Here is a 24,260-nt window from a genome sequence, read left to right as displayed (position 1 = left end):
GCTGTCGCCGGTCTGGAGGCGCAAACACCGCGCGAGGTGGTGAATCAGACACCCGGTGGATGCGTAAAGGTTAGTAGTTGCTGTCGCTGGTTGCACCGTTAAACCCGGCAGCGTTTAACAGGCTGGCAAGCAGGCTGGAGGCGCCGAAACGGAAATGACGCGCGTCCGCCCAGTCGGGGCCAAGAATATTATCGGCCAGCTTCAGATAGAGCGCCGCATCGTCCGCACTACGCACACCGCCGGCAGGCTTGAAGCCGACCTGTTTCTGGACGCCTTTCGCGGCGATGGTACGCAGCATGATCTCTGCAACCTCTGGCGTGGCGTTGACCGCGACTTTTCCGGTGGAGGTTTTGATGAAATCAGCACCGGCATCGATCGCGATTTCGGACGCTTTACGGATCAGAGACGCCTCTTTCAGCTCGCCGCTTTCAATAATCACTTTTAGCAGCACGTTCGCTTCCCGACAGGCCTGCTTACAGGCTTTTACCAGCTCAAAGCCGATCGCTTCGTTACCGGCCATCAGCGCACGATACGGGAATACCACGTCCACTTCATCCGCCCCATAGGCAATCGCTGCGCGGGTTTCCGCCAGCGCAATCTCGCTATCATCATTGCCGTGTGGGAAGTTGGTCACGGTAGCAATACGGATTTCCGGCGTTCCCTGCTCGCGCAGCGTCTTGCGCGCCAGAGGGATAAAACGTGGGTAGATGCAGATAGCGGCGGTGTTGCCCGCCGGGGATTTGGCCTGATGACAAAGAGCGATCACTTTCGCATCGGTATCGTCGTCATTAAGGGTAGTGAGATCCATCAGTTGCAGCGCGCGCAGCGCCCGATCTTTGACTTCAGACATGCTTATCTCCAGATAAAAATAGTCGGGTAGGCGTTAACCGGCCAGGGGATGACTGCACCTACAATGTGAAAATTATAACAGCCAGTGAAGTGTTATTTTATGGCGGTGTTCACGAAAATAATATTGCACTTGCAACATTATTACATGAAGCAGTAGAGAGATCACAATCAGATGGCTATATGGCGGTGAAGTCCGGCAGATCGCCGGAATAACACAATGTTATAATTGTCACATAAAGTCAGCCTGCCAGCGCCGGGCTGCACTCACACATCAAACAGGGCGCGGGTATTTTCGCGTAGCGTTTCGGCTATATGCTGCGGGGATTCGTCACGCAGGGCGCACAGCGCGTGCCAGACATCTTTGACCCGCTCTGGGCGGTTAGGCTGGCCCTGAAAACCCTGTAACGGCATATCGGGGGCGTCAGTTTCCAGCAGCAGCGAGGTGAGCGGTAGCCGTGCAATGGCTTGACGCGTTTTGCTGGCGCGCTCATAGCTGATGGTGCCCCCTACGCCGATCGCATAACCGGCACGAATAAACGCCAGCGCCTGCTGTTCACTTCCGGCGAAACCGTGCACCACGCCACGCCTGGGCAGATCGATGCGACGCAGCTGCTGCGCCAGCTTGTCATGAGTACGGCGCGAATGCAGGATCACCGGAAGCGCGTAATCGCGCGCCAGGCGCAGCTGCGCTTCAAGCAGCGCCTGCTGCCTTGCAAACTGCGGGTTGTCGATATACAGGTCGAGGCCGATTTCGCCGATAGCCACCAGTTTCGGATGCCGTCGCCGCAGCTGCTGCTCCAGCGCGGCCAGGCTCTGCTCATTATGCTCTGCCACCGCCATCGGATGCAGTCCGAGCGCGGCATATACCGCAGGGTGCCGTTCAGCCTGCGCCATCACTCCGGCAAAGCGCGGTGCAGATACGCCAACGGCAATGATCTTTTCAACCCCGGCGTGAGCCGCCCGCGCTAGACTTGCCTCTTCATCACCCACAAATGGCGGAAAGTCAAAGTGGCAGTGTGTATCGACAAAGCACAGCGTCATGCCGGCCCCCTCTCGTAGTGAGTCTTATTCCGCAAACTTGCCCATTCCTGCTCCCTGGCGGTCGGCTTCATTCGCCACGGGAACGGGCGGTATCACAATATGCCGATGCGCAGGGCTGTCGTCGCTACCCAGCCACTGTCCCAGCGTGGCAAGGAAATAACGTCCGCAGCGTCTGCCAAGATGATAGTCCTTATTTAAGGAGGACACACGGCTGCCCAGCGCCATGCTGGACAGTGGGTGCGGCGGATAAATTTCGATGATGCGCAGGTTACCCGGCGGATGATTGATAAAATTCTGCGTCTGACGATAACTCTCTTCATGCAGCCGCATGATGTTAATCAGCGGCTGCAAGGCGCCATCGCTCATCCAGCGCTCCATTCTTTTCAGCCATTGCGGGGTGTAGGTCATTTGCGATGGCACGGTGCGGATAACCACAATGGTTTCAGCCCCACGCCGTGCCGCCTCGCGCACCGGGATGGCATCGCTGATACCGCCATCCAGATAGCCCACGCCGGAAAGATCGACACCCAATCGGTACAGGCCGGGAATGGCGCTGGAAGCACGGATGATGTCATGCCAGTTCTCGGCGGTCGGCGCAAAATAGTTCGGGCTGTAATCATCACTGCGGCAGGCACACATATAGAACTCGCGCCCGGACGCAAACAGCTGCTGCGCCGCGTCGATCGCCAGCGGCAGCTCCCGGCGCGTGATATCCATCAGCCAGTCAAGATCGAGCAGGTGCCCGCCGCGCGCAAAACGCAGAGGATCGAAGAAAAGTTTGCTGGTGGTATAGCGCGTGATCACACGACGGGCATAGCCCGGTTGGGCGCAAACGAAGGCTGAAAGATTCTGCGCTCCGGCAGAAGTGCCGAGCATTAAATGGAAGGGATTAAAGTCAGCACGCTGGAACTCATCGAGCACGCCTGCGGTAAAAATACCGCGCTGTCCGCCTCCCTCACACACCAGGGCGAGTTTGCCGGGTGCAAAAGGCCGTATGGCGAGCGGCTCAATATTGCCGGGGGTAATCGGGATATGTATGCCCAAGTCAGGTATCCTCTTAGTGTCAGCGCGTAAAGAGGATACCCGTAATCATTTACCGCCGTGGGGCGCTTCTTGCTATCCGTAGCAACGCGCTTGAGCGATGAGCAATATCACTAGAGTTTCTTGCGGCCGGTAAACAGGCTGATCAGGAAGATAACGATACCCACAACAAAGACAACTTTAGCTGCCCATGCCGCAGTGCCCGCCAGACCACCGAAGCCTAACGCCGCGGCAATCAGCGCGATAACCAGAAAGATAATACCCCAACGAAACATAAGCCTCTCCTTACCAGTAGTGAATGCGGACTGTTTTTTATCATTCGGCACGCGCCAGGCGTGCCGAACGTTTTTCTTTGCGGGTCATTCTGATGGCGACGCGTCACGCAGTCGCCAGCATATTACGGCTTAACGCTCAGATCGTTTTTAACGCTTTTAACGCCTTTGATCGCTTTGGCAATGCCTTCGGCACGTTCAGACTGCGCTGAAGTTTTCACCGACCCGCTCAGCTGAACCACACCGTTAGTGGTTTCTACCTTCACGTGACGTGACGCTACGACATCGTCAGCTAACAGTTTAGCCTTAATTTCGCTGGTGGTTGCGGTATCGCCGGCATAACCGCTAACGGTCTGTTTGGTGCTGTCTTTCACGTGCAGCTTGTCGCTAACGGACTTCACGCCTTCAACTTTCTTCGCGACCGCTACCGCTTTTTCCGCCTGGTCCTGGGTGGTCACGAAACCGTTGAGGGTGACCACGCCGCTGTGAGTCTCAACAGAGATATCGGTGCTTTTGATCGCTTCATTATCAACCAGCGCCGCTTTTACCTTCGCGGTAACGCCGCTGTCGTCCATGTAGCCGCCAACTTTTTTCATTGAGCTGTCGAACTTGGCACCGGCGCTGTCAGCGCTTGACTGCGCTTTATGGGTCATCGACTCGTCTGCCAGCGCAGAACCGCTTACCAGTACAGAACCTACCATTACTGCCATCAGAGTTTTTGCAATGTTAGTCTTCATCATCGATTTGTTCCTTTAGTCTTAGACAACTCACAACGGTGAGCTTTTCAGCCACAAACGACGTGACTGTAGATGTCGGCATAATGCTATCGCCTGTGAACGTTGCAGCAACCGCGCCGCATATTTTGCGTCCTGTGCAAATGAATATAGTTGGTAATCAGGATTTCACAGGAAACAACAGTGGGATTGATGGATAAAACAGCAAAAAGCAGATTCTTTAGGAGGAGTCTGTAAGCGGGCGGGCCAGGATAGGCCCGCCGCCGCCGGCAAAAGCGAAGATTAATGCTCGCGGGTTTTGCGGAACACCACGTCAGGATAACGTTCCTGAGTAATGTTCAGGTTCACCATCGTCGGGGCGATGTAGGTCAGGTTATCCCCGCCGTCTAAGGCCAGGTTGATCTCATTTTTACGCTGGAATTCGTCAAATTTCTTCACGTCATCGCACTCTACCCAGCGCGCGGTAGAGACGTTGATCGCTTCATAAATCGCTTCGACGTTGTACTCACTTTTCAGGCGCGCCACCACCACATCAAACTGTAGCACCCCCACCGCGCCAACGATCAGATCGTTGTTGTGCACCGGGCGGAATACCTGTACAGCGCCCTCCTCCGACAGCTGAACCAACCCTTTCAGCAGCTGTTTCTGCTTAAGCGGGTCGCGCAGGCGGATACGGCGGAACAGCTCCGGCGCGAAGTTCGGAATGCCGGTGAACTTCATATTCTCGCCCTGGGTAAAAGTATCGCCGATCTGGATAGTCCCGTGGTTATGCAGGCCGATAATATCGCCGGGATACGCCTCTTCAACGTGTGAACGGTCCCCGGCCATAAAGGTCAGCGCATCGGCTATCACCACATCTTTACCGGTGCGCACCTGGCGCAGCTTCATGCCTTTTTCATACTTGCCGGACACCACGCGCATAAACGCCACGCGGTCGCGGTGTTTCGGGTCCATATTGGCCTGGATTTTGAACACGAAACCGGTGAATTTCTCATCGGTAGCGGTGACGGTACGCAGATCGGTGTTACGCGGCATCGGCGACGGCGCCCACTCCACCAACCCGTCGAGCATATGGTCAACGCCGAAGTTACCCAACGCCGTGCCGAAGAACACCGGGCTTAACTTACCGTTCAGGAAGGCGTCACGATCGAATTCGTGCGAAGCCCCCTGTACCAGCTCCAGCTCGTCGCGCAGCTGGGCGGCGAGCTCGTCGCCGATGGCAGCATCCAGCTCCGGATTACCCAGCCCTTTAACAATGCGCACTTCCTGAATAGTGTGGCCTTTACCGGACTGGTACAGGTAGGTCTCATCTTTATACAGGTGGTAAACGCCTTTAAACAGCTTGCCGCAGCCAACGGGCCAGGTGATAGGCGCGCAGGCGATCTTCAGCTCGCTTTCCACTTCATCCATCACTTCCATCGGGTCACGGATATCGCGATCCAGCTTGTTCATAAAGGTCAGGATCGGCGTATCGCGCAGGCGGGTGACTTCCATCAGCTTGCGGGTACGATCCTCAACGCCTTTAGCAGCATCGATCACCATCAGGCAGCAGTCCACCGCCGTCAGGGTACGGTAGGTATCTTCAGAGAAGTCTTCGTGTCCGGGGGTATCCAGCAGGTTCACCAGGCTTCCGCGATAGGGGAACTGCATTACCGAGGTGGTAATGGAGATACCACGCTGCTTCTCCATTTCCATCCAGTCAGATTTGGCATGCTGGTTGGAGCCGCGGCCTTTTACCGTACCGGCGGTCTGGATCGCCTGTCCGAACAGCAGCACCTTTTCGGTGATGGTAGTCTTACCGGCGTCCGGATGGGAAATGATGGCAAAAGTGCGGCGGCGTGCCACCTCTTGCATAAAAGGTGCATTTGACATGAAGATTCTTCTGGTTTGGCGCTGCACCAGTCCGTTACGCAGCGCGCGTAGCGGACTGGCACAGCCGATTGAACATTAATGGTCGGCATTTTCGCCGATCCCAGCGCCAGACACAATGCGGAACGGCGCTTAATCCGTGGAAAAGCGCCGGTACGTGGTATTCATCCTCCCGATACGGCTTTATCAATAGCCAGCGCACAGTCAGGTTGAGCGGCAGAACAGGATAGACTACGCCGCCGGAGCGGCTGCAAACAACTGCTGTGCCAGCCGGGCGATACGCGGCTCTTCGACCAGTTTCTCCCGCCAGTCCGGCGGAATAGTGCTGTAGCCGTAAAGCGCGCCGGCAATCTGCCCGGCTGTCGCGGCCACGCTGTCGGCATCGTCGGCCAGATTGGCCGCCAGCAGCACCGCGTCACGGAAATTATCCGTCTGCCAGACCGCCCACATTGCCGCTTCCAGCGTATCAATCACATAGCCGCTGGAGCGGATCTGCGCTCGGGATTTATGTTGATATTCCCCGGCATTAATCAGCGCGGTTCGGGCATTAAACGGGCACAGTCCCGGAGCCATTGCCGTGCGCTTATCGGCACCATTCAGCAGTAAACAGAGCACCCGCCCCAGCAGACGGCTGGCGTCCAGCGACTCCAGCGCGCCGTGGGTGGCACGCCCCTGCTGTTCCGCATCATGCAGGGTACGCAGCAGGGAGTGACGCTGGAAGATCGCCGCCGGGGCCAGACGAATAATCGCCGCATTGCCCGCGCTTTGCGGCCCGGTATTGCCAAACCAGTCGCTCCCCTGTAACAGATACTGCTCCAGCGCATGACGGGTGGCGTTGCCGATATCAAAGCAGATGCCGTTGGCGCTGTTGACCCCGTGCCGATACCAGTTAACCAGCCGGTTACGAAAATCGGTCAGATCCAGCCTGCCGAGGTGCAGATAGGTTTCCGCCAGGCACAGCGCCATTGAAGTGTCATCGGTCCACTCGCCGACCTTCAGCTGAAAGGGGCCGCCGCCGACCATATCACTGACGAACTGCTGGTCACGCGGCAAAAACTCCAGCGTGGTGCCCACCGCATCCGCCACCGCCAGCCCGACCAGCGCCCCTTTGGCACGATCTAACCGCTGCCGCTCGCTGCCCTGCGTTGGCGGATGATTTAACCAGTATGGCGGCGGCCTGTGTCCATTCAGCCAGCGAGAATAGTCCAGATGAAGATCGCACCCGTGCGCGATGGCATCATGATACTCAGCCGGACAGTATTGACGATAATGGTCAAATACATAGGTGCTCAGCAGTGACTCCGGCTGACGTAGATCGGCGGACATAGCTCTTTTCTCATCAAAGGTAAACAGCGGTTACATGCAGAGCACAAGCCGCCTCTGCACGGTCAGGAGTCATAGCAGGACCGCAGACGATGTGGCAAAAATATCGGTCGCAGCAGAAGGAGCATACATTCGCAAATATCAGTAAGGGTTCTGGCGCGTTAACGCCCCTGTCAGGCAACCAGTGTCATTACACGGTTGTTCTCAATAAAGCGCACCATCTCATCAAGACGCTCAAAACTTTCTCTGGAAACGATATCCCACCGCTCTTCATTGGTATTCAGGTAAAAACGATTATCAGGCGTAAGATCGATAGGGTAATGTAACAAGTTATGCCATCTGTCCATATATACCAGAAAGTTTTTAACACCTCTCTTTTCAATAATAAACTGACCGGGATTTTTTAATAACGTTATGACAGAAGGGGGCGTCATAGTATGTCTTGCGTTAGTCACCCCAACTTCAAGCAGCAAATCCCCCTGTACCGCCCTGGGGCGATGTGCCCGGGAACAGCGATAAATTTCACCTGGATCTTTAAATATCCCTCCCGTTTCATCAGCGGGAAGATCGTTAACGCGAATGCTGACCACCGCGTTTAAATCAGCCAGACCGGGCACACCTTCGAATGTATTTATATGAGCACTCCCCACTAGAGCAATCCATTTACTCTGGTGATGTAACTGGTTCACATTGATCAGCAGGTGAGAGTAATAATTCATTAATGCCACTCTGTCAGTGCTTCCTGAACTTGGCGGAATACCGTAATAACTGACAAATGAATCGATAGCCGTAATACGGATCTTCCTCTTCTGCGCCGTTTTTATTAGCGTCATAAACGTATAGCGTCCAAGCCAATCCGTCTCAAACATTAAATCCAGTTCGGTAATGAAATTTTGTAGCCTGACTGACATTACCCCCGTTTTAAAGAAGCCATCCAGATCATCCTGATGCATATCGGTTTGTAGATGTTCGAGATAGAGCGTTCTGACGCCATTTTTGTGGAGAACATCAATATTTTCAATGATGAACTTCTTGCTGGCTATTGATGAGTGATACTCACCTATCGCTATACCGTTATTCTTTTCGTATATTTTTGAGAGGAAATATTTCGGTTCATCCGATAAAGCTATGGCAGGGACATCACCTTTTTTAAGGTAGTCCGTTCCTTTTAGGAAGAAGTTCCTCGCATCCGCCAGCATACTTTCCGTATTCTTCCTGAAAGTAATGACTATATTTTCCTCCTCAGCTTCAAGGCCGTCAGAATAATAATCTCTGTCATTCAATACTTTTTTATCCATCTTTATTGCAGTCGCCCTCATATTTTCAGGCATGAGAAAATTTCGATGATCCATAAACGACAGTCTTCTCATGGCAGAATGCAGCTCTGCTACGGCTTTACTGGTTCCTGCGCACTCCATCATATTTTCTTCCGGCGTATTAAAGTAGTACCCCCCTCCATCTCTGCTAGCAGTCACCTCCGCTATTTTCTTCTTCATTAACTTACCGAAAATAAATCCTGATTTTGGGCCAGTGACTGACAGAATTTCATCCGGTTTTTTTGGGTATTCATTTTTCAATCTAAAAAAAACATCCTCATATTTTATATACAACTTCCCGTGTGGGTTTTTATAAAGCCCCGGATGAGATTCTGCTGGGTTTAGCGTGGGCAAATGTCTTTCCGGGGTCCCAAAACGCTTATTTTCCTTGAAGGCATTCTCCAGCATGGGGGACAAATGCACGCAGCGCCCGGTTGGCGAACGTAGTGACCGACAGGGTTGATATTTCACATCCAGCCTCGTCGCTTCATTGATTTTATAATAAATATCGTCAAATCGAGCGACTTCTATATTCTTTTTATCGCTAAATCTTATTGACCAGGCCTCTCTTCCCGGTTCAATACGATAGAATAGACCCTTGACTTTTAGAGCGCGTCTTTTTTGATGCGTAACAAAATCTATATAACTGTACAACCCTTTATCATCAGGTGTTAAATGTGTTAAGTGAGCAAGATTTAATGCAGGCACCTCATTGATTACATATTCAAGGTTACTGTCAGAATAAGCATTCTCATCGAGATATTTTACCGGGGCTTGATGAAAAAATTCGCCAACCAGATAATAGGGGATGCCGAACGCTTCCCCTGTTTCAGGATTAAACTGTACATACAGATCCCTCCCATTTTCATGCCTGATACGTTTTAAAGTTATACTTAATTCCGTGCCGGGAATTGAAGCCATTATTAATTCTGCCGGTGGTGTCAAAGGCTGGCTGTCGATAACACCGGATGGTGCAATCTTTTGCGCCAATCCAGACGTTTTGCTATCGGATGCCAACAGCGCTAACACTCTTTTACTAAAACTCCGGCTGGCTGTCGACAGCAGCTCAAAACCTGGATCGATGCCTCTCAGCGCCGTTTTGCCTAATAAAGTCATTTCAGCAATGCCGGGAGGACCGACATGTTTAAGCGTGTGTTTAACTACTGATATTACCCCCGCTTTGCCGACGGTCGCTACACCATGAAGAGCTGCATGAGCAAGCTTCATCCCAAAACGCCCAGTCAAATCTACAGCTAGCATGAATGCAGGTGCTGATGAAATACCATCCATAATACAGGAAGGCACCCCCTGAACGGGATCGTTATTCATTATGCCTTCAGCGCAATCGTAAAAAGGAATAGTGTGTTTGACAATGTTCCAAATTTTAATGATATCCGAGCTGTCGTTTCCCATTTCATAAAGAGATTGGTAGAGATTGTCACGATGTAATGTGCTGAGGAAATTGATAAGCGATTTTATATCACCGTCTCTAGCGGATACGTGACTGCGGTCAGCCTTGATAGTATATTCGAAGTTATCATTACTGCATTTCACTTTGTTACCATCCACCCGGTAATAAGTACCAAATCCATTGTAGTTAAAGATGTCAGAATCAATGTATTTTCTAATATCATAGTCAACACGAATAATGCTGTAGCCCTCATGTTTCTCATTATTTCTTTTCAGAGCATAGATCCTTTCCTCCCTTAGATGATTCACAGAAATAAGATCGGTATGTTTCAGAAAGACATTGAAGTCGTTATTCGTTGCTATGCCATACGTGGCCCACGTACCCCGGCTGGTTCTCATACTAAAAGCCACCGGAAACATCACCGCATCCAATGAAGAAATAAAGTCATGCTCAACGACCGGCAAGGATTCAAAAGCCGATAAAATAAGATTTTTATCAAGCTCCTTAAAGCTGTCAGCAACATTTAATGTTATTTTTTTGTACTCATCACTCAAACTTTCAGGCGAACTTTTGCAGGGTTTCCTCCAACCGTTTAAATAATTCTGCTTGACGCCAGGTACGGCATTTTTACGGCGCTGCTGCTCATTTCGGATGCCATCTGCTATATCAGGCAGTGCGAATAATTCTGCGGTGGGGCACTGAGATATAAAATCATCAGCCAGTTTCCCCTTACTGCGCCAAGAAGTTACCGCATTAAGATAAGAATTATAAAGTGAAATTATAAGGTTTTTTTTCCGGCTGACGATATACTCCATAATGGCAGCCGAACTGAGATCGCGGATAGGGACTTCATTAGCGAATTTTTTCGGTGAATTCTTGGCGATAAAAAAGAGAGCCGGTACGCGAAGATAATCTATTTGATGCTCTGTGATATTGCCATTAAGAGCCAGATTCCATATCACGTCACCCGCTTTCACCGCTTCTTCTGCGGTACAGCTCCAATATTCTACGTCTTCAAAAAATTTCGTTCCAGCATAAAGAGAAGCGAACTTTTCACCGTAAAGCACAAACCCCTTATCTAACGCATCTGCGAATCTTAAAAAACGCATTTCTTCATTCAGTAGCGAAGTCCACATCAGATTAAAAGCATCAAAACTTTTCTTGTCGACTTCGTCAACATATGATGAGGAGTTTGAATAGAGCATTTCAAATGAGAAGAGTTTTTTAATCTTACCGGGCGTATAATCAGTAGGAGACTTGCTGAACGCCATCTTTTTTGCGATGACTTCTTCAGGAGTACCTCCCAGTACATTATTGAAAAACCAGTAGCGGATGGCAGCTTTTACCTGCTGCATTGAAAGCGTTTCGTGATCTTCTCCGCCATACAGGCCTGCTGCGGCAAGTACTTTCCTGGCTAACAGCCTGAATTTATCCTCTTGCGTGAAACCATCTACAGTCAAAAGATAATCGGATGCCGCAATAAGCATATTTGTTTTATTGACATCGATCTCTTCCAAATAATTTTCATTATAAAGATGCCAGATTATTTTTCTGTTTGCCTCTTTGATCGTGTCGGGTATTTTAATATGTCGCTTTTTCCTTTTTCCGGCGTCAGGCATCCCATTCGCAGGGATGTTGTCTGCCTCCGGCAGGGCATAGAAACCGGGTCGGCTAGGGGAACCGTTGCCGCCTGCCGCGTCATCATGACGATGAAGATGAATCGTCATTGGATCCCGCAGTGTTTTGCCACTCGCGTTATACGGAATGCCTGAACTACTGCTCGCTGTCGTGCCGGGGGGATCCTCGCTGAAGTCCCCCGTCGGGGCATCGCTGACATTTCTTCTAAAATAATACCCCGCCCCACAGCCTGCTCCGCTGAGCAAAACCGCACCAAGGGCAATCCCCACTTTTCCCTTGAGTATTAACGGCAGAGTCTGATGCTCATTCTGCGTGCGGCTGGAATGATTGATGGCTTCCGCCCGGTTGAGCAGCTCATCACCCTTGTCGTGCACCGATTGCAGCTCAAAATCCTGTTCGCAGGCGCGGTAAACATGCCAGGGTGACCATTCATGCAATGACCTGTAAATCCCCCTCCCTGTGTTGAGTACCGGATCGATAAGATACCTGACTGTCGAGTTGGTAGCGGACCCCAGCAACTTGCTCAGCCTGGTGGCCTCGCCATGCTTACTGGCGGAGCCTCCGGATGAGCAGGAGAAAGTGGTTTGTGGGTTTATTTGCAGATTTATATTGGGCACGATACATTCTCCGGTGAATAAGTTAGATTGGACATGTATCAAGGTAACGGAATTTCGATCGTGACTTCAGTCAGTTGACATTTATTGATATCAAAAACCGATTTTATTTTTTTAATGACCATGTTTAAGCTGGCTGATTCGATTCAGTGTGCAATATGCCGCTCACGATGCCTTCTTTGATTAATACCCGGCAGGGCCGATTCGTTTATGAGCGAAGGATCACAAATTAGCGTGATTATGCAGAGTTATACTCGTGAAAATAGTCTTGGTCAGATAGATAACGGCACGAAATGGCTGTAACAATGTTTAAAACTTGAATGTAACAACAAGACTTTAATAGCAACCCATAGGTGTTTGGCACCCCAAAAATGTCATTTCATAAAATGATCTTCACTCACACTGCAGGGTACGACTAAAATGCTAACGTCTAAATATAAAGAACTTAAAAAAAATGACCGTTACGAAATTCTGGCACTGCTGCGTGAATCGATGAAAAAGAATGGTAATGTTGAGTTTATATTACCAGAACGTACACTCAGCTGTCAGTTTCTGCATATTGACCTGAAGAATTTGAGCATTGCCTATTTGGAAGATCTCCACAGCGTCGCTACGCCAGTTGAAGTGGTGATAAAAGGTCGATGTGAACGGATTAGTTTTACAACCAGAAAATCAGAAACTGAATGCCAGACAGGGACTTTACTTTATGATTTTCCGATAGAAATTACCATAACACAACGCCGCAGCCTCACCCGAATTGCGATAGATGAAAGCTATAATTTTTTTTGTGAAGGGCGTTTCCGCGATGGTTTCAATTATAAGCTCCGCATCAAGGATCTGTCACGGGACGGTATTGGTCTGCTGTACCAGCGCCCACTACCAGAACTAACACGCTCAGGTATTTTATTAAAAAATATGATTATACACTTAGGAAAATGGGACAGTTACCCGGTAGATTTGATGTTTTCAGACATTAAAGAAATTACTTCATTTGATAACGAACACAATAAAATAATTTACTATATCATCTCCTGCCGCTTCCAGAAACCATCCAAATCCTTTAATCGAAAAATTGAAGGGATCATAATGGAGATTCTTCTTGAGCAGAAAAAAATAAAACGTCTACGCTGACGGGCATGACTATCGTGTTACTTGCCTAACATTTTGTTAAATAAACTGATGTATTCAGATGTTCATCTGATTGTCGATAAAGAACATAGGCGGTTTTTATCCGCCGCGCATACGGTCCCACCCCCACCCTTCCAGAAAGAGTTAAATTAAATATCCAAATCAATAGGATGTATTTAATGATAGTTTCTACCTGTTGATTGGCAGCATTGTCATAAAATTAATAATCAATAGTGCGAACTATTCGGAATAAATTATTTTTGAACTAACAAGTACTCCCTGACAGCCTTTGCCTTGTGTGTTGACGAAGAGATAAAGGAGAAATTGGTCGGGAATGACGATGTCCGATTCACCGCTCACCCTTTTTAATCTATGGAGTAAACATGAAAAAATCTTTGCTGTCTGTCGCTAGCGTGGCGTTAGTGCTCGCTGCTGTTAATGCACAGGCCGAATCAGTTAATAACCCTGGCGGTAACATTTCGTTTTTAGGTTCTCTCGTTGCATCCACCTGCGTTATCGATAGTGGAGATCAATCAAAATCGGTAACGCTGGGGCAATATGCTACCAGTATTTTCAAAAACATAGGTGACCAAACGCCTGATGTGCCCTTTACTATCAGGTTAACTGGGTGTGCGAAAGCAGCCAATAACTACGGGCTGCGTTTTGAGGGTACTACCGTTAATAGCAGCCCAAATTTATTAGCACTCAAATCGACGTCTGATCTTGGAGTCGGCATCGAAATATTGGGTGCGGGCGATAAAGTCATTAATCTGAATCAGCCAGCAGATGATACAACGTGGCAAGCAGCGCAAGCTGCGGGTGCAACTGATATCACCACTTTTAACCTGAAAGCACACTATAAGTCTTTCGCGCAAAAAGTTTCCTCTGGTGATGCAGCTTCCAACGTAAAATTCGTTATCGCATATAAGTAGTCATTATGACCATGTCTGCCACGGAGGGCTCACATTTAGAAGAGTTGATCGATGAAAAATTTATTAAGTGCTCTGCTGTGCTGCATTTCTTTCAGCGCTGCGGCCGGTATTCAGGTTGATGCAACACGGGTTATTTATAATGGTAGTGCGCAATCCGCCTCGCTGAACATCCATAACGATAAAGCAGATACTTATATGGTACAAACCTGGCTTGACCAAGGCGACGCCAGTAAAACACCTCAGGATATTCCCCTACAGGTGATCCCACCGGTGTTAAAACTTGCCGGTAATAAAGAAGCGGTACTGCGTTTCATCTATTCTGGTAAGGGACTACCTCAGGATCGTGAATCGCTGTTTTGGGTCAACGTACAGGAAATCCCACCAACGTCTAACAAGGAAAACGTACTGCAGATCGCGGTTCGCACCCGAATCAAACTGTTCTATCGCCCCGATGGCCTTAACACCAGCTTAGAGAAGCAGGCAGCAGCATTAAAATGGCATCGTCAGGGCAATCAACTGACGGTTGAAAATAGCGGTCCGTTTAATATTACGCTGGGCACGATAACGCTAACCAGCAGCAACGGTAAAAAACAGACTATTAATGCTGACATGATTAAACCTTTCGATCGTGCAACGATCAATCTTCCGGCAGGTACAGAAAATGGTTCCCGGTTAAGTTTCAGCTATATCAATGATTATGGCGGTAATAGTGAGGTCAAGGATATCAGCCTGTAAACCAGAAAGATTGTCCACCACAGCTGATTGTTGTCAGGGGAAGTAAGGCCTAAATAATTTTTGCGACCAGCGGCGTTGGCAAAATTATACCCTGCCGGGCATCCCAGCCACGGTGGTCTTCTTCCCCTGGTAAGAATGCCCAGCAACCGTATGGATCCGTGCGTTAAAAATGCAGTACATCTTTCCGACATTAAAGACTGCTATATAAATCATTCCGATCAACAGGATGCTTTGAATGATAGCTTTACCATTAAATGGATTTCATTGGATAAATACAGATAATCAATCGCCCTATAAAACCAGATTACATTTACTATCCGCCAAACTTCCACGCTAGTGATTACCATACATGGTCACTGGACATGAGTACGATAGATGGCATGTTAAGCGCACCCTAATACATTGCTATTCAATATGTTCTGATTAATGGAAAAAAAATGAGAAATGTTCTGCTATCTTTGGCTGGCGTCGTCCTGATACTGGTGAATACCGTTTCTGAGGCGAGTACTCAACTTAATTTCACCGTCAACGTAATTCAATCCTGCACGCTAAGTATGAGTAGCAATCCCCTGACGGTGAACATGGGGAAATACCCCACCTCTTTTTTTTCCAAGAACGGCACCAGTAGCCCGGAAAAACCCTTTGAGATACATATATCCGGCTGTCCAAATAGCAAAATTGCGCTCAAGTGGAGCGGAGGTATAGTCACCGGAAACGAATATTTATTAGCGGTCGATGGTGCTCTGGGCTTGGGAGTCCGGATTATAAACAAGCCGGGTAATCAATTCTCTACTTTCACCCGAGTCCCAAATAGTGACATGTTTATAACCATGCCAGATATTGGCAACTACGATTTTAATTTGGCCGCATACTATGAATCCTACCAAGACAGCGTCACCGCAGGCCCTGCGAATGCCAGCGCAACTGTTGAAGTCACTTATGGATAGTTACCCATAACCGTATTTACCCTTTTTGATAAGGTTTATTTACACCGACAATATTGAGTTTTGGATATCAAAAACCATATCGTTATTATAATCCTCTGCCGAAAAAGATGCCCGCGGTGCTTTATACATTGTGGTGAAAAACAGGCCAGAGATGAGGATTCGTTATTCCGGGTTAGTGCTGAAGAGGGTGTCAGTATCGCCAGATAATGATTGATAGTAACGCCAGTTCATTACACTCTACATTAACCAACAGCAGCCGAAACATATAAATCTTTTTTCTGATACTACACGGCTATTAGTTAATCTGCCGCAGCGCATAGTAATAAAAACAGCTCAATCAGTTAAATAATTTTATCGACGTATAAATCACCACACTTTTGGGGAAAACTTTCCACACGACCTTAAAACGCACCATTGTCTTTTCGTCTCATGAAATCGCAAAATAACACAACTAAATCAACAAGATAAAAATAATGATAGCTTTTACCTGTTAATAACCTGCAATAGCTAAATATAAATAATTAATAAACTACCGGCTCCGGGATAAATTCATCATCAATAAGGTTTCTCCTGTTGTTCTTTCAACGTTAAAGGAATACGTGAGTGATGACTGCATCAGGGCTGGAATATAGTTATTAATTTTTTTTATTATGGGAAATAAAAATGAGAACATTTTTCTTACCTCTGGCTGTGATGTTGCTGGCATCTGCCTGTGCTCAGGCTGCCGATACCGTTAATTTCAGAGGCGATATCGTACAAACCTGTACGCTAAGTATGAACAGCACGCCCCTGGTAGTGGATCTGGGGAAGTACCCCACTTCGTTCTTTTCAAAGAGCGGGACTGAAAGTCCACATAAACCTTTTGGAATACATATATCCGGCTGTCCAAATAGCAAAATAGCGCTTAAGTGGAGCGGAAATGTCGTCAGCAGTTATGAAAGTTTATTAGCGGTCGATGGCGCTAAAGGTGTGGGGATTATAATTTTAGACATAAATAAAAACAATATATATAGTTTTACCCAACCCCCGGGTGAAAATATGTTTACACAAACGTCTTCCCTGGGTGTCCTTGATTTTCAACTGGCCGCGTACTATTACTCCTACGAGAACAGCGTCACCGCTGGCCCGGCAAACGCCAGCGTAACTGTTGAAGTCATTTATGGATAATCATTCAGTACCCTGTTGGTCGCTGCTGATGTGGTGTATTTAAAACCATAATGTGAAGATATGGAGATTAAGCACCCAAGCCTTCAAAATAATCTCCTCTGCCGGTAAAGATGCGCAGCTGCGTTCATCTATTGTGGTAAAAACAGACCCGGAATGAGGAGTCGTTATTTTGAGTTAGTGGGCAGAAATGCGTGTCAGCATCGCCAGGTAAGGATTGAAAGTAACGACCAGGTCATCAGGTGCTGACATTAACTCACGGCAACCGTAACAGATAAACTAATGAAATCAACAGAATGCTATCAACGATAGTTTTTACCTTTTAATAAATCGCGCTGGATAAATATAAATAATTAATCATATCACAACTCAGGGATAAATTTATCCTATAGCAAATCTCTTATGCTGTTTATGTTAAAGGAATGCGAAAAAGAGTATTTCACCGATGTAGCAACAGGGTTATCGATTCGGCAGGTTTTATTAGAGGAAGTAAAAACGATAAAAATTGTCTTGCATATGGCTGGAGTGGTGCTGGCGGCTTCCTTTGCTAATTAAACCTATCCAATCAATTACAAAAACTATTCCATGCAACCTTATCTGATTGCCATATCAAATATTTTACTGTTGTAATAAGGACTTTTTCAGGCGAGCTGAAAAGCTGAATATTTATTATCAACCCTTAGAACTAAACCATGCTGCCGGCTACGATGCGCAGCGGTTTCACCTGATAAATAAAGTCATCACTCAGGATGAAAATAGCCACGACTAAGCTCCAGATATATCTCAATTTTATCGACAACGATCGAACTATTGATATCAGCCTTGGAGTGACGGACTGAACGATAACGATGTTAACACTGGAAGAAATTTAATGATTGTAGCCATTACCCGCCCCCCTGCCGATGACAGGAAACGACATATCTCTTCTTTATCCCCTATCGTGGCTGCAATACTTCTTTCATTGAATTCCACTCTGGTGTTAGCTGAAGAAACTTTTAATACCGCATTTATCCACGGAGATGCCTCCGCCGTGAATGCACTGACCAGCGTCGATAATATTCTACCCGGCAGTTACCCCTTTGATATATTCCTCAACGGGCAGCAGGTGGATCATCGCTCGGTTGAATTTCGAAAAGTCGCTGCCGATAAACCCGTTCAGCTCTGTCTCAGCTCAGAGCAATACCGCGAATATGGTATCCGGCTTGATGCAGCACAGGACGAGAAAACAGACTGTGTCGACCTTGCCAGCCAGATTACCGGCGCTCAGGTTACTTATGATGCAGGCATACAAAAAGTGGACATCTCGGTGCCACAAATTTTTCTTATCCCCATGGCACAAGGCAGTATCCCAACGCGGGTCTATGACGATGGCATAAACGCCGGGTTTATTAATTATAACTTTAGCGCCACACGCAACCGTAACCACGCTGGCGGCCTGAACGGTGCCAGCAACTATTATTACTTGTCCACGAATAGTGGGGTTAACTTGGGGCGCTGGCGGCTGCGCAATGATGCCAGCTGGCAGAAGCAGCCCAACGGCGGCAACCGCTGGAAGCCTTTCGCCAGCTGGTTGGAGACCGATATCGCCCCCTTGCGCTCGCGCCTGCAGGTCGGCCAACGCAGCACCAGTAATCAGGTATTTGACAGTTTTCAATTCCGTGGTGTGCAGCTTGCCAGTATTCCTGAAATGCTGCCGGACAGCCTGCGCGGTTATGCGCCGGTAGTCCATGGGGTTGCCCGCACCAATGCGCGCATTGAGGTCCGTCAAAATGGCTATACGGTTTACAGTACAAACGTGGCGCCTGGCCCCTTTGCACTCAGTGATATTTATCCCAGTACCTCAAGCGGAAATTTGGTGGTAACGGTTTTTGAAGCCGATGGCTCAAAACAGAGCTTCAGCGTTCCGTTTTCTTCCGTTCCCAATATGCTGCGTGAAGGGATCTGGGACTACTCGCTAACGGCAGGTAAGTATCAGAACGGCTCGTCAAGCTGGCAGCCACGCTTTATCCAGGGCACCCTCTCACACGGCATGAAATACGACATCACGCCGTATGGTGGCGTGCTGCTGGCGGATCACTACCGCTCTGCGGTACTGGGGATGGGCAAAAGCCTCGGAAACTTTGGTGCTGTTTCTTTCGACAGCGCGTGGTCAGATACTGACTTGAGTAATGGTGATAACAAGCAGGGCAACAGCTTTCGCCTGCTCTATGCCAAATCGCTGAATGAAATGGGCACCGAATTTCGCATCGCCGGTTACCGCTACTCCACATCAGGCTATTACGATTTCAACGATATGGTGTCCGAGCGGGCCAACTATGAGAATGGCCGTTACCGCAATGAATACCACGACAACGCTGACGGCGGGGACGGTATCCCCGACTGGGCTAATCCGCAACACAAATACTATTACACCGGGCGCTATAACAATAAACGACAGCGTGTGGATATGACGATTAGCCAGAATATCGGGCCGGTATCACTTTATACCACCCTTTCAAACCAGAGCTACTGGGGATCGGAGCAACGCGAGCGCACCCTGCAAGCGGGCGTGAACGGCATGGTAGGAAAAATCAGCTACGGCGTTTTCTTACAGGACAGCCGCAGTAATTACGGTGATAAGGATCGCAGCATTGCTCTTAACCTCTCGATGCCATTTAGCGCATTCGGCGGTAATCAGCTGAACACCAATCTCAACCTGTCGCACAGCAGGCAGAGCGGCGACAGTGTTAGCAGTGGCGTAAGCGGGACGCTGCTCGATGACAACCGCCTGAACTATGGCCTGCAAACCGGCCATTCACGCGCGGGCGGTGAAACCAGCAGCCTTAATTCGGGCTATATGGGCAGCATGGGGAATATTGATATGGGCTATGCATGGAGCGGCAACTATCAGCAAAGCTCGCTGAACCTGGCGGGTGGCGCGCTGGCGCACAGCGGTGGCATAACCCTGAGCCAACCGCTGCAAAATACCATCGTGCTGGTGCAGGCGAAAAATGCCCAGGGCGTGCGGCTGGAGAATCAGGCCGGTGTCGCCATCAACCGGGCGGGCTATGCGGTGATGAATTCTGCCATGCCTTATCGCCATAACCGGGTAGCGCTGCGCACCGAGGATATTGGAGCCGGGCTGGATATTCCGATGGCCGTCAAAGATATTGTGCCGACCCAAGGCGCGATTTCCCGGGTCACCTTTGAAACGCGCAGCGGCCAGAGTTTACTGATCCATCTGCAAAGTGCAGAGGGTAATTTACCCACCATCGGCGCGGCGGTGTTTAACGCAGACGGCGGTAACGTTGGCACCGTGGGTACCAACGGCAGCACCTATGTTTCCGGCATCAGCAGCAATGAACGACTGCAGGTGAAGTGGGGTGAAGGGGCGGCACAGCGCTGCTGGATCACCCTGCCGACGATTCAGGCCAGCACAAAAGCGGGCTATCAGGAGCTCAGCCTGACATGCAGGCCTAAGTAACCGTCCTCCGAAAAGGGGGGGGCAATAATTATTCCTGTTATCCGGGCCATGCTGAAGCCCGGATAAATCAGTCAGAAAAAAGTATACGTTATCCAGATAAGGATTTATTCAATGTATATAACCTTAAGCAAAAAAAATGCCTATTTCAGCGCCATTATTTTGGCGATTATTTTGTACGTTTTTTCTCATAGTGCTATGGCTGAAGTTGAATGCTTTGATACTCAAGGTAATTCCACTAGTCATTTAACAACTAAGATCGAAAAGCCCATCGAGATTTCAACCGCCGATTTGAAGCCGGGAACCATTATTTGGCAATCCCCAGAAATAACTCTCCAATTACTGTGTAGGGACTATCAATCTAATGTTAACCAAGGTAATATTTTTCTAAACTTTGATCCTACAAACATGATTTCAAATATTCCCCCGTCGCTTATGATATACGTGAAATATCGCGGCGCTGATCGCCCAATCATGCCAAAAAACGCGCTATTTGTTTCTCGATTAGTCGGTTGTGCGCCATTACTCTGCCCTCCAGAGCCTGTAATAGTCAGTTTTTCTATTGTAATCAAAGCCACGGGCCAAGCCCTGCCTGCAGATGGGAATATTCATAGTAACGGAGAGTATGCTTTATTTAATGTCGGTGCGAAAAATAGCAACTCTATATCATCATCTTATAATGCTTACCTGGGTGGCCTGTCAAATATCCACTTTGTCTCCTGTAAACCGCAAATTAACGTGGTGGCAAATAACGGCAACACGCTGGATTTTGGTCCTGTTCAGTCACACAATGCGCAGGCGGGAAAAACGGAAAAACAGATTCAGTTCTCTGTGGTGGCAAATTTAACCAATGCGGGGCAAGACTGCCAGGGCAAGGCAATGAACGTCAGCTTTAGCACCACCAACCCAACCAACGGCGGAGATATGATTTTACCCAGTAACGACAGCGGCTTTGGCTTTTCTGTATCACCGGCTAATGATCAAAACAGATTTATTCCGTTAAACACCAGCGTACCACTGGGCTATGTCAATGGCAGCGTGGTTAAAAATGATTTTGTTGCCAGTCTGCGCTGGCTGAATAACTCCCCAAAAATCGGGGTATCCAGCGCCTCGGCAAATGTGGACGTCACGTTTAAATAGCGCAGCCCGCAGCGATGGCTGAAAAGCCTGTTCATGGCATACTCCCCTTTTAACCAAAGCGAAGCCCGCCGCTACCTGGCGGGTTTCGCATCACTTTTTCCAACGTGGTGGTTTTCTGCGATAAGCTTTTATAGTCGGGGAAAGCTGACGGTACTGGATGGCTGTCTGCTGCCGATCTCCGTGCGGGCAATGGAATGGCAGCTTAAGGCGCAGCAGCAAGAGCTGGAGCAGGTTAAACAGCGGATGACAGAGATGCTGGCGTGAAGGGCGGCTGAAGGTAAAAGGCCGGAAGGATCGCTTCCGGCTTAAATTTATTTAGTGATGATAATATCTGGGTACTTTTTTGATTTTATAAAGTCTGAAAAATGTTCATGCCCAAATTCATCTCCGTATTTTTCCATCATGTTAATTGCATTATCGATAAAACTTGATAATTTCTTTAACTCATCGATAGTCACTTGTAACGATATTTCCTGAAGAGATACTAAATCACTGTCTTCATTCTCATATCCGTAGATTTTCATAATACCTCTCATGTTTAGTCTGGTGGTGTCCAACCGTGACTAATCAGCCATTTACGAGCTTTTTTGGTAGGGTTTGGCATACCACGATGCGCATCATGGATAACGCCACTCACATTAGAAGAAGTTCCGTCAGAATATAGTGCAAACCCGTTTCGCCATCAAAGTACTGGCCCTGGTAACGCAGCGGCTGGTGTATTGTCTCGGCGTCAGCAACCTGCTGCGCATAACTCACCTGCCGCGTGTTGCCCCATACACGGTAATCTGCCTGCCAGCAGATATCGCCGCTGCGGTTGCTCAGCTCGCGTGGCATCCCTGCCTGATCCGTATGATACCAGTGGATCTCCGCCTGCTCTTCCGTATCGCCCTGCGTGGCGCTAATCTGCGCCAGCGGCACAAAACCGCTATCCTCGTACACCCACGTATGGCTGCGTGCGCCCCGTATCTCGCTTAACAGCCGGTCACCATCCCAGACAAAGTATGTGACGCCGAACTTATCCTTCTTCCAGCCGCGACGGCCAAACGCATCATAGCCGTAGGTGGTGGACTGCTCCACCCCACGCCGTTCGCCGTGCGCTTCCTCCAGCTGGTGCTCTGCGTTCCAGATAAACCGTTGCCGCGTATGCCGCCCGATGCGTTTCTCCGTCACATTGCCGTGCGCATCGTACTCCCAGCGTTTGTCTTCATATACCCGCATGCGGTTGTCTCGCAACGGGGCGTCCGTCGCCGCTGAGAGCAGATTGTGCGCCGGATCGAAAGCAAAGCGTTCTTCCCCCGCCTGTGTTATCCGACCAAGCGCATCGTACTGGTAGCGGTACACGCCGCTGCTCAGGTCAACCATCTGCTGCAGCTCGCCGCTGCGCCGCCAGCCATACTCCCTGGCAACCTTCAGTTTGCCGCCCTGTGAAGCACGCTGAGTGATAAGCCTGCCCGTTTCATCACGCACATACTCAGAGATGAGCCCCCCCTGGCTGCGGCGGGTTTCCCGGTGCAGGGCATCACGGCTGATTTCGCTGATAACCCGTTTACCCAGGTTGATCTGGATGCGATGTCCGCTGCCGTAATAAAAGCTCTTCAGCTCGCGTCCATCCGGCAGCGTGGAGAGGGTGCGGTTGCCCAGCTCGTCATGCTGATGACGAAAAACCCGCTCCTTACGTTTTTGATACTAAAAACAAGCGGCTAAAAGAGTTGTGTAAACAGGTTGATGGGTTAAAAACGGAAGATCAGGACATGATTTGCCATTTTCTGGATATGGCAATCGCACAAGAGAAAGTCAGACAGGCGATCAAGCTAACACGCTGATATTTAACGCGACTGCTACAGGAGGCAACCTGTAACAGCCGCTAACCACAAGCAACTATACGAGGTAGTTAATCATGGCTGAGCACGATTGTATTTCAGATTCAAGGATTTCCAAAGCGCAGCGGCGCGTTACCGTCGGCTACCGCCCGAAAGGCGGAGATCGCGACACGCCACAGGTCAGTATCACGGGCAAGTGGCTGGCGGAGGCGGGTTTTGCGGTGGGAACCGGCGTAAGCCTGGCGGTGCTGGACGGCTGTCTGCTGCCGATCCCCGACAGCCGCGAGGAGAGGCGGCTGCGGGCAATGGAACAGCAGCTTAAGGCGCAGCAGCTGGAGCTGGAGCAGGCTAAAAAGCGGATGATCGAGATGCTGGCGTGAAGGGCGGCTGAAGGTACAAAGGCCGGAAGGATCTTGGGGATCGCTTCCGGCTTTGTTTATTTTATATATACATCACATCGTTGGAAGGTTAGTGACTTAAAGTCAATGGTTATATTCCAGTCAATTCCCTTTGAAGTAAGGGAATATATTCCACTTTCTTTAATATCAATTACCAGTGGAGAAGGCGTTATACTTTGCCAGTTATTTATTTCAACCTTAGATATAAACTGCGCCAGTACATTAATTACAATTACATTGTAATCCTTACCCCACACACCCCATTTAGCAACCACTTTATCTGGAGTCTGACTTGTATGTACACTTATCATAACTTGATCAGCTATATCTAAAGAGACCTGACCAATCAAAATATTACCTTCAATACCATGAGGATAAAGAGAATGTATGAATCTATTTTCCATCAGTTCAACTATATTCATATAAGC

The 24,260-nt window shown here is 49.0% G+C and carries 20 protein-coding genes and 1 pseudogene; 10 read left to right on the top strand and 11 right to left on the bottom strand.

The window, feature by feature from the left end; all coding sequences use genetic code 11:
• Positions 1 to 70 precede the first annotated feature (70 nt).
• From deoC to ETA_RS04405, 8 genes are all read right to left on the bottom strand, one after another.
• Positions 71 to 850 (bottom strand): deoxyribose-phosphate aldolase, encoded by a 780-nt coding sequence (gene deoC, locus ETA_RS04435; RefSeq protein WP_012440414.1) that lies wholly within the window; start codon positions 848 to 850, stop codon positions 71 to 73.
• A 263-nt stretch (positions 851 to 1,113) separates the two neighbouring features.
• A complete protein-coding gene (locus tag ETA_RS04430) occupies positions 1,114 to 1,890 on the bottom strand; it encodes a metal-dependent hydrolase (protein WP_012440413.1) in 777 nt (258 codons plus the stop codon).
• A 24-nt stretch (positions 1,891 to 1,914) separates the two neighbouring features.
• Positions 1,915 to 2,934 carry a patatin-like phospholipase family protein gene (locus ETA_RS04425; protein WP_012440412.1) on the bottom strand — a complete coding sequence of 340 codons (1,020 nt, stop codon included), beginning with the start codon at positions 2,932 to 2,934 and terminating at the stop codon, positions 1,915 to 1,917.
• 110 nt (positions 2,935 to 3,044) lie between these two features.
• Positions 3,045 to 3,206 carry a DUF1328 domain-containing protein gene (locus ETA_RS18775; protein ID WP_004159835.1) on the bottom strand — a complete coding sequence of 54 codons (162 nt, stop codon included), beginning with the start codon at positions 3,204 to 3,206 and terminating at the stop codon, positions 3,045 to 3,047.
• A gap of 122 nt (positions 3,207 to 3,328) precedes the next feature.
• Positions 3,329 to 3,943, bottom strand: a complete 615-nt coding sequence (gene osmY, locus ETA_RS04420; RefSeq protein WP_012440411.1) for a molecular chaperone OsmY — start codon at positions 3,941 to 3,943, stop codon at positions 3,329 to 3,331.
• A 276-nt stretch (positions 3,944 to 4,219) separates the two neighbouring features.
• Positions 4,220 to 5,809, bottom strand: coding sequence for a peptide chain release factor 3 (prfC, locus tag ETA_RS04415; protein ID WP_012440410.1), 1,590 nt, complete (start codon positions 5,807 to 5,809; stop codon positions 4,220 to 4,222).
• Positions 5,810 to 6,037: 228 nt separating this feature from the next.
• A complete protein-coding gene (tri1, locus tag ETA_RS04410; RefSeq protein ID WP_012440409.1) occupies positions 6,038 to 7,132 on the bottom strand; it encodes an ADP-ribosylarginine hydrolase Tri1 in 1,095 nt (364 codons plus the stop codon).
• A gap of 170 nt (positions 7,133 to 7,302) precedes the next feature.
• Complete coding sequence (locus ETA_RS04405; RefSeq protein WP_231853300.1) at positions 7,303 to 11,931, bottom strand: membrane-targeted effector domain-containing toxin; 4,629 nt, start codon at positions 11,929 to 11,931, stop codon at positions 7,303 to 7,305.
• Between the two features lie 597 nt (positions 11,932 to 12,528).
• Between ETA_RS04405 and ETA_RS04400 the strand changes: the two genes are divergently transcribed.
• The 9 genes from ETA_RS04400 to ETA_RS18665 all read left to right on the top strand — a co-directional run bounded on the left by ETA_RS04400 (position 12,529) and on the right by ETA_RS18665 (position 21,878).
• Positions 12,529 to 13,239 (top strand): PilZ domain-containing protein, encoded by a 711-nt coding sequence (locus ETA_RS04400; RefSeq protein WP_012440407.1) that lies wholly within the window; start codon positions 12,529 to 12,531, stop codon positions 13,237 to 13,239.
• 380 nt (positions 13,240 to 13,619) lie between these two features.
• Entirely contained in the window at positions 13,620 to 14,168 is a 549-nt protein-coding gene (locus ETA_RS04395; protein ID WP_012440406.1) for a fimbrial protein, read from the top strand.
• 51 nt (positions 14,169 to 14,219) lie between these two features.
• On the top strand, positions 14,220 to 14,903 hold the full coding sequence (locus ETA_RS04390; RefSeq protein ID WP_012440405.1) for a fimbrial biogenesis chaperone: 684 nt from the start codon (positions 14,220 to 14,222) through the stop codon (positions 14,901 to 14,903).
• A 437-nt stretch (positions 14,904 to 15,340) separates the two neighbouring features.
• Positions 15,341 to 15,850, top strand: coding sequence for a fimbrial protein (locus tag ETA_RS04385; protein ID WP_012440404.1), 510 nt, complete (start codon positions 15,341 to 15,343; stop codon positions 15,848 to 15,850).
• Positions 15,851 to 16,513: 663 nt separating this feature from the next.
• Positions 16,514 to 17,017 (top strand): fimbrial protein, encoded by a 504-nt coding sequence (locus ETA_RS04380; RefSeq protein ID WP_012440403.1) that lies wholly within the window; start codon positions 16,514 to 16,516, stop codon positions 17,015 to 17,017.
• Between the two features lie 399 nt (positions 17,018 to 17,416).
• On the top strand, positions 17,417 to 17,569 hold the full coding sequence (locus tag ETA_RS19850; protein WP_157861780.1) for a hypothetical protein: 153 nt from the start codon (positions 17,417 to 17,419) through the stop codon (positions 17,567 to 17,569).
• 316 nt (positions 17,570 to 17,885) lie between these two features.
• Complete coding sequence (locus ETA_RS04375) at positions 17,886 to 20,477, top strand: fimbria/pilus outer membrane usher protein (RefSeq protein ID WP_012440402.1); 2,592 nt, start codon at positions 17,886 to 17,888, stop codon at positions 20,475 to 20,477.
• 111 nt (positions 20,478 to 20,588) lie between these two features.
• Positions 20,589 to 21,614 (top strand): fimbrial protein, encoded by a 1,026-nt coding sequence (locus tag ETA_RS18770; protein ID WP_012440401.1) that lies wholly within the window; start codon positions 20,589 to 20,591, stop codon positions 21,612 to 21,614.
• A gap of 33 nt (positions 21,615 to 21,647) precedes the next feature.
• Positions 21,648 to 21,878, top strand: a complete 231-nt coding sequence (locus ETA_RS18665) for a hypothetical protein (protein ID WP_012440400.1) — start codon at positions 21,648 to 21,650, stop codon at positions 21,876 to 21,878.
• A 47-nt stretch (positions 21,879 to 21,925) separates the two neighbouring features.
• On the opposite strand, the gene ETA_RS04360 is transcribed toward ETA_RS18665, so the two are convergent.
• Entirely contained in the window at positions 21,926 to 22,138 is a 213-nt protein-coding gene (locus ETA_RS04360; protein ID WP_012440399.1) for a hypothetical protein, read from the bottom strand.
• Between the two features lie 136 nt (positions 22,139 to 22,274).
• Positions 22,275 to 23,273, bottom strand: a pseudogene (locus ETA_RS04355) (RHS domain-containing protein); the annotation flags it as partial.
• Between the two features lie 238 nt (positions 23,274 to 23,511).
• On the opposite strand from ETA_RS04355, the gene ETA_RS04345 reads away from it, so the two are divergent.
• A complete protein-coding gene (locus ETA_RS04345) occupies positions 23,512 to 23,814 on the top strand; it encodes a SymE family type I addiction module toxin (RefSeq protein WP_012440396.1) in 303 nt (100 codons plus the stop codon).
• Between the two features lie 56 nt (positions 23,815 to 23,870).
• Here ETA_RS04345 and ETA_RS04340 read toward each other — a convergent pair whose 3' ends face one another.
• A complete protein-coding gene (locus ETA_RS04340; RefSeq protein ID WP_042958639.1) occupies positions 23,871 to 24,254 on the bottom strand; it encodes a hypothetical protein in 384 nt (127 codons plus the stop codon).
• Positions 24,255 to 24,260: the final 6 nt, after the last annotated feature.

Source organism: Erwinia tasmaniensis Et1/99 (genome assembly GCF_000026185.1).
Lineage (GTDB): Bacteria > Pseudomonadota > Gammaproteobacteria > Enterobacterales > Enterobacteriaceae > Erwinia > Erwinia tasmaniensis.
This window is presented reverse-complemented; position numbering and strand designations above follow the sequence as displayed.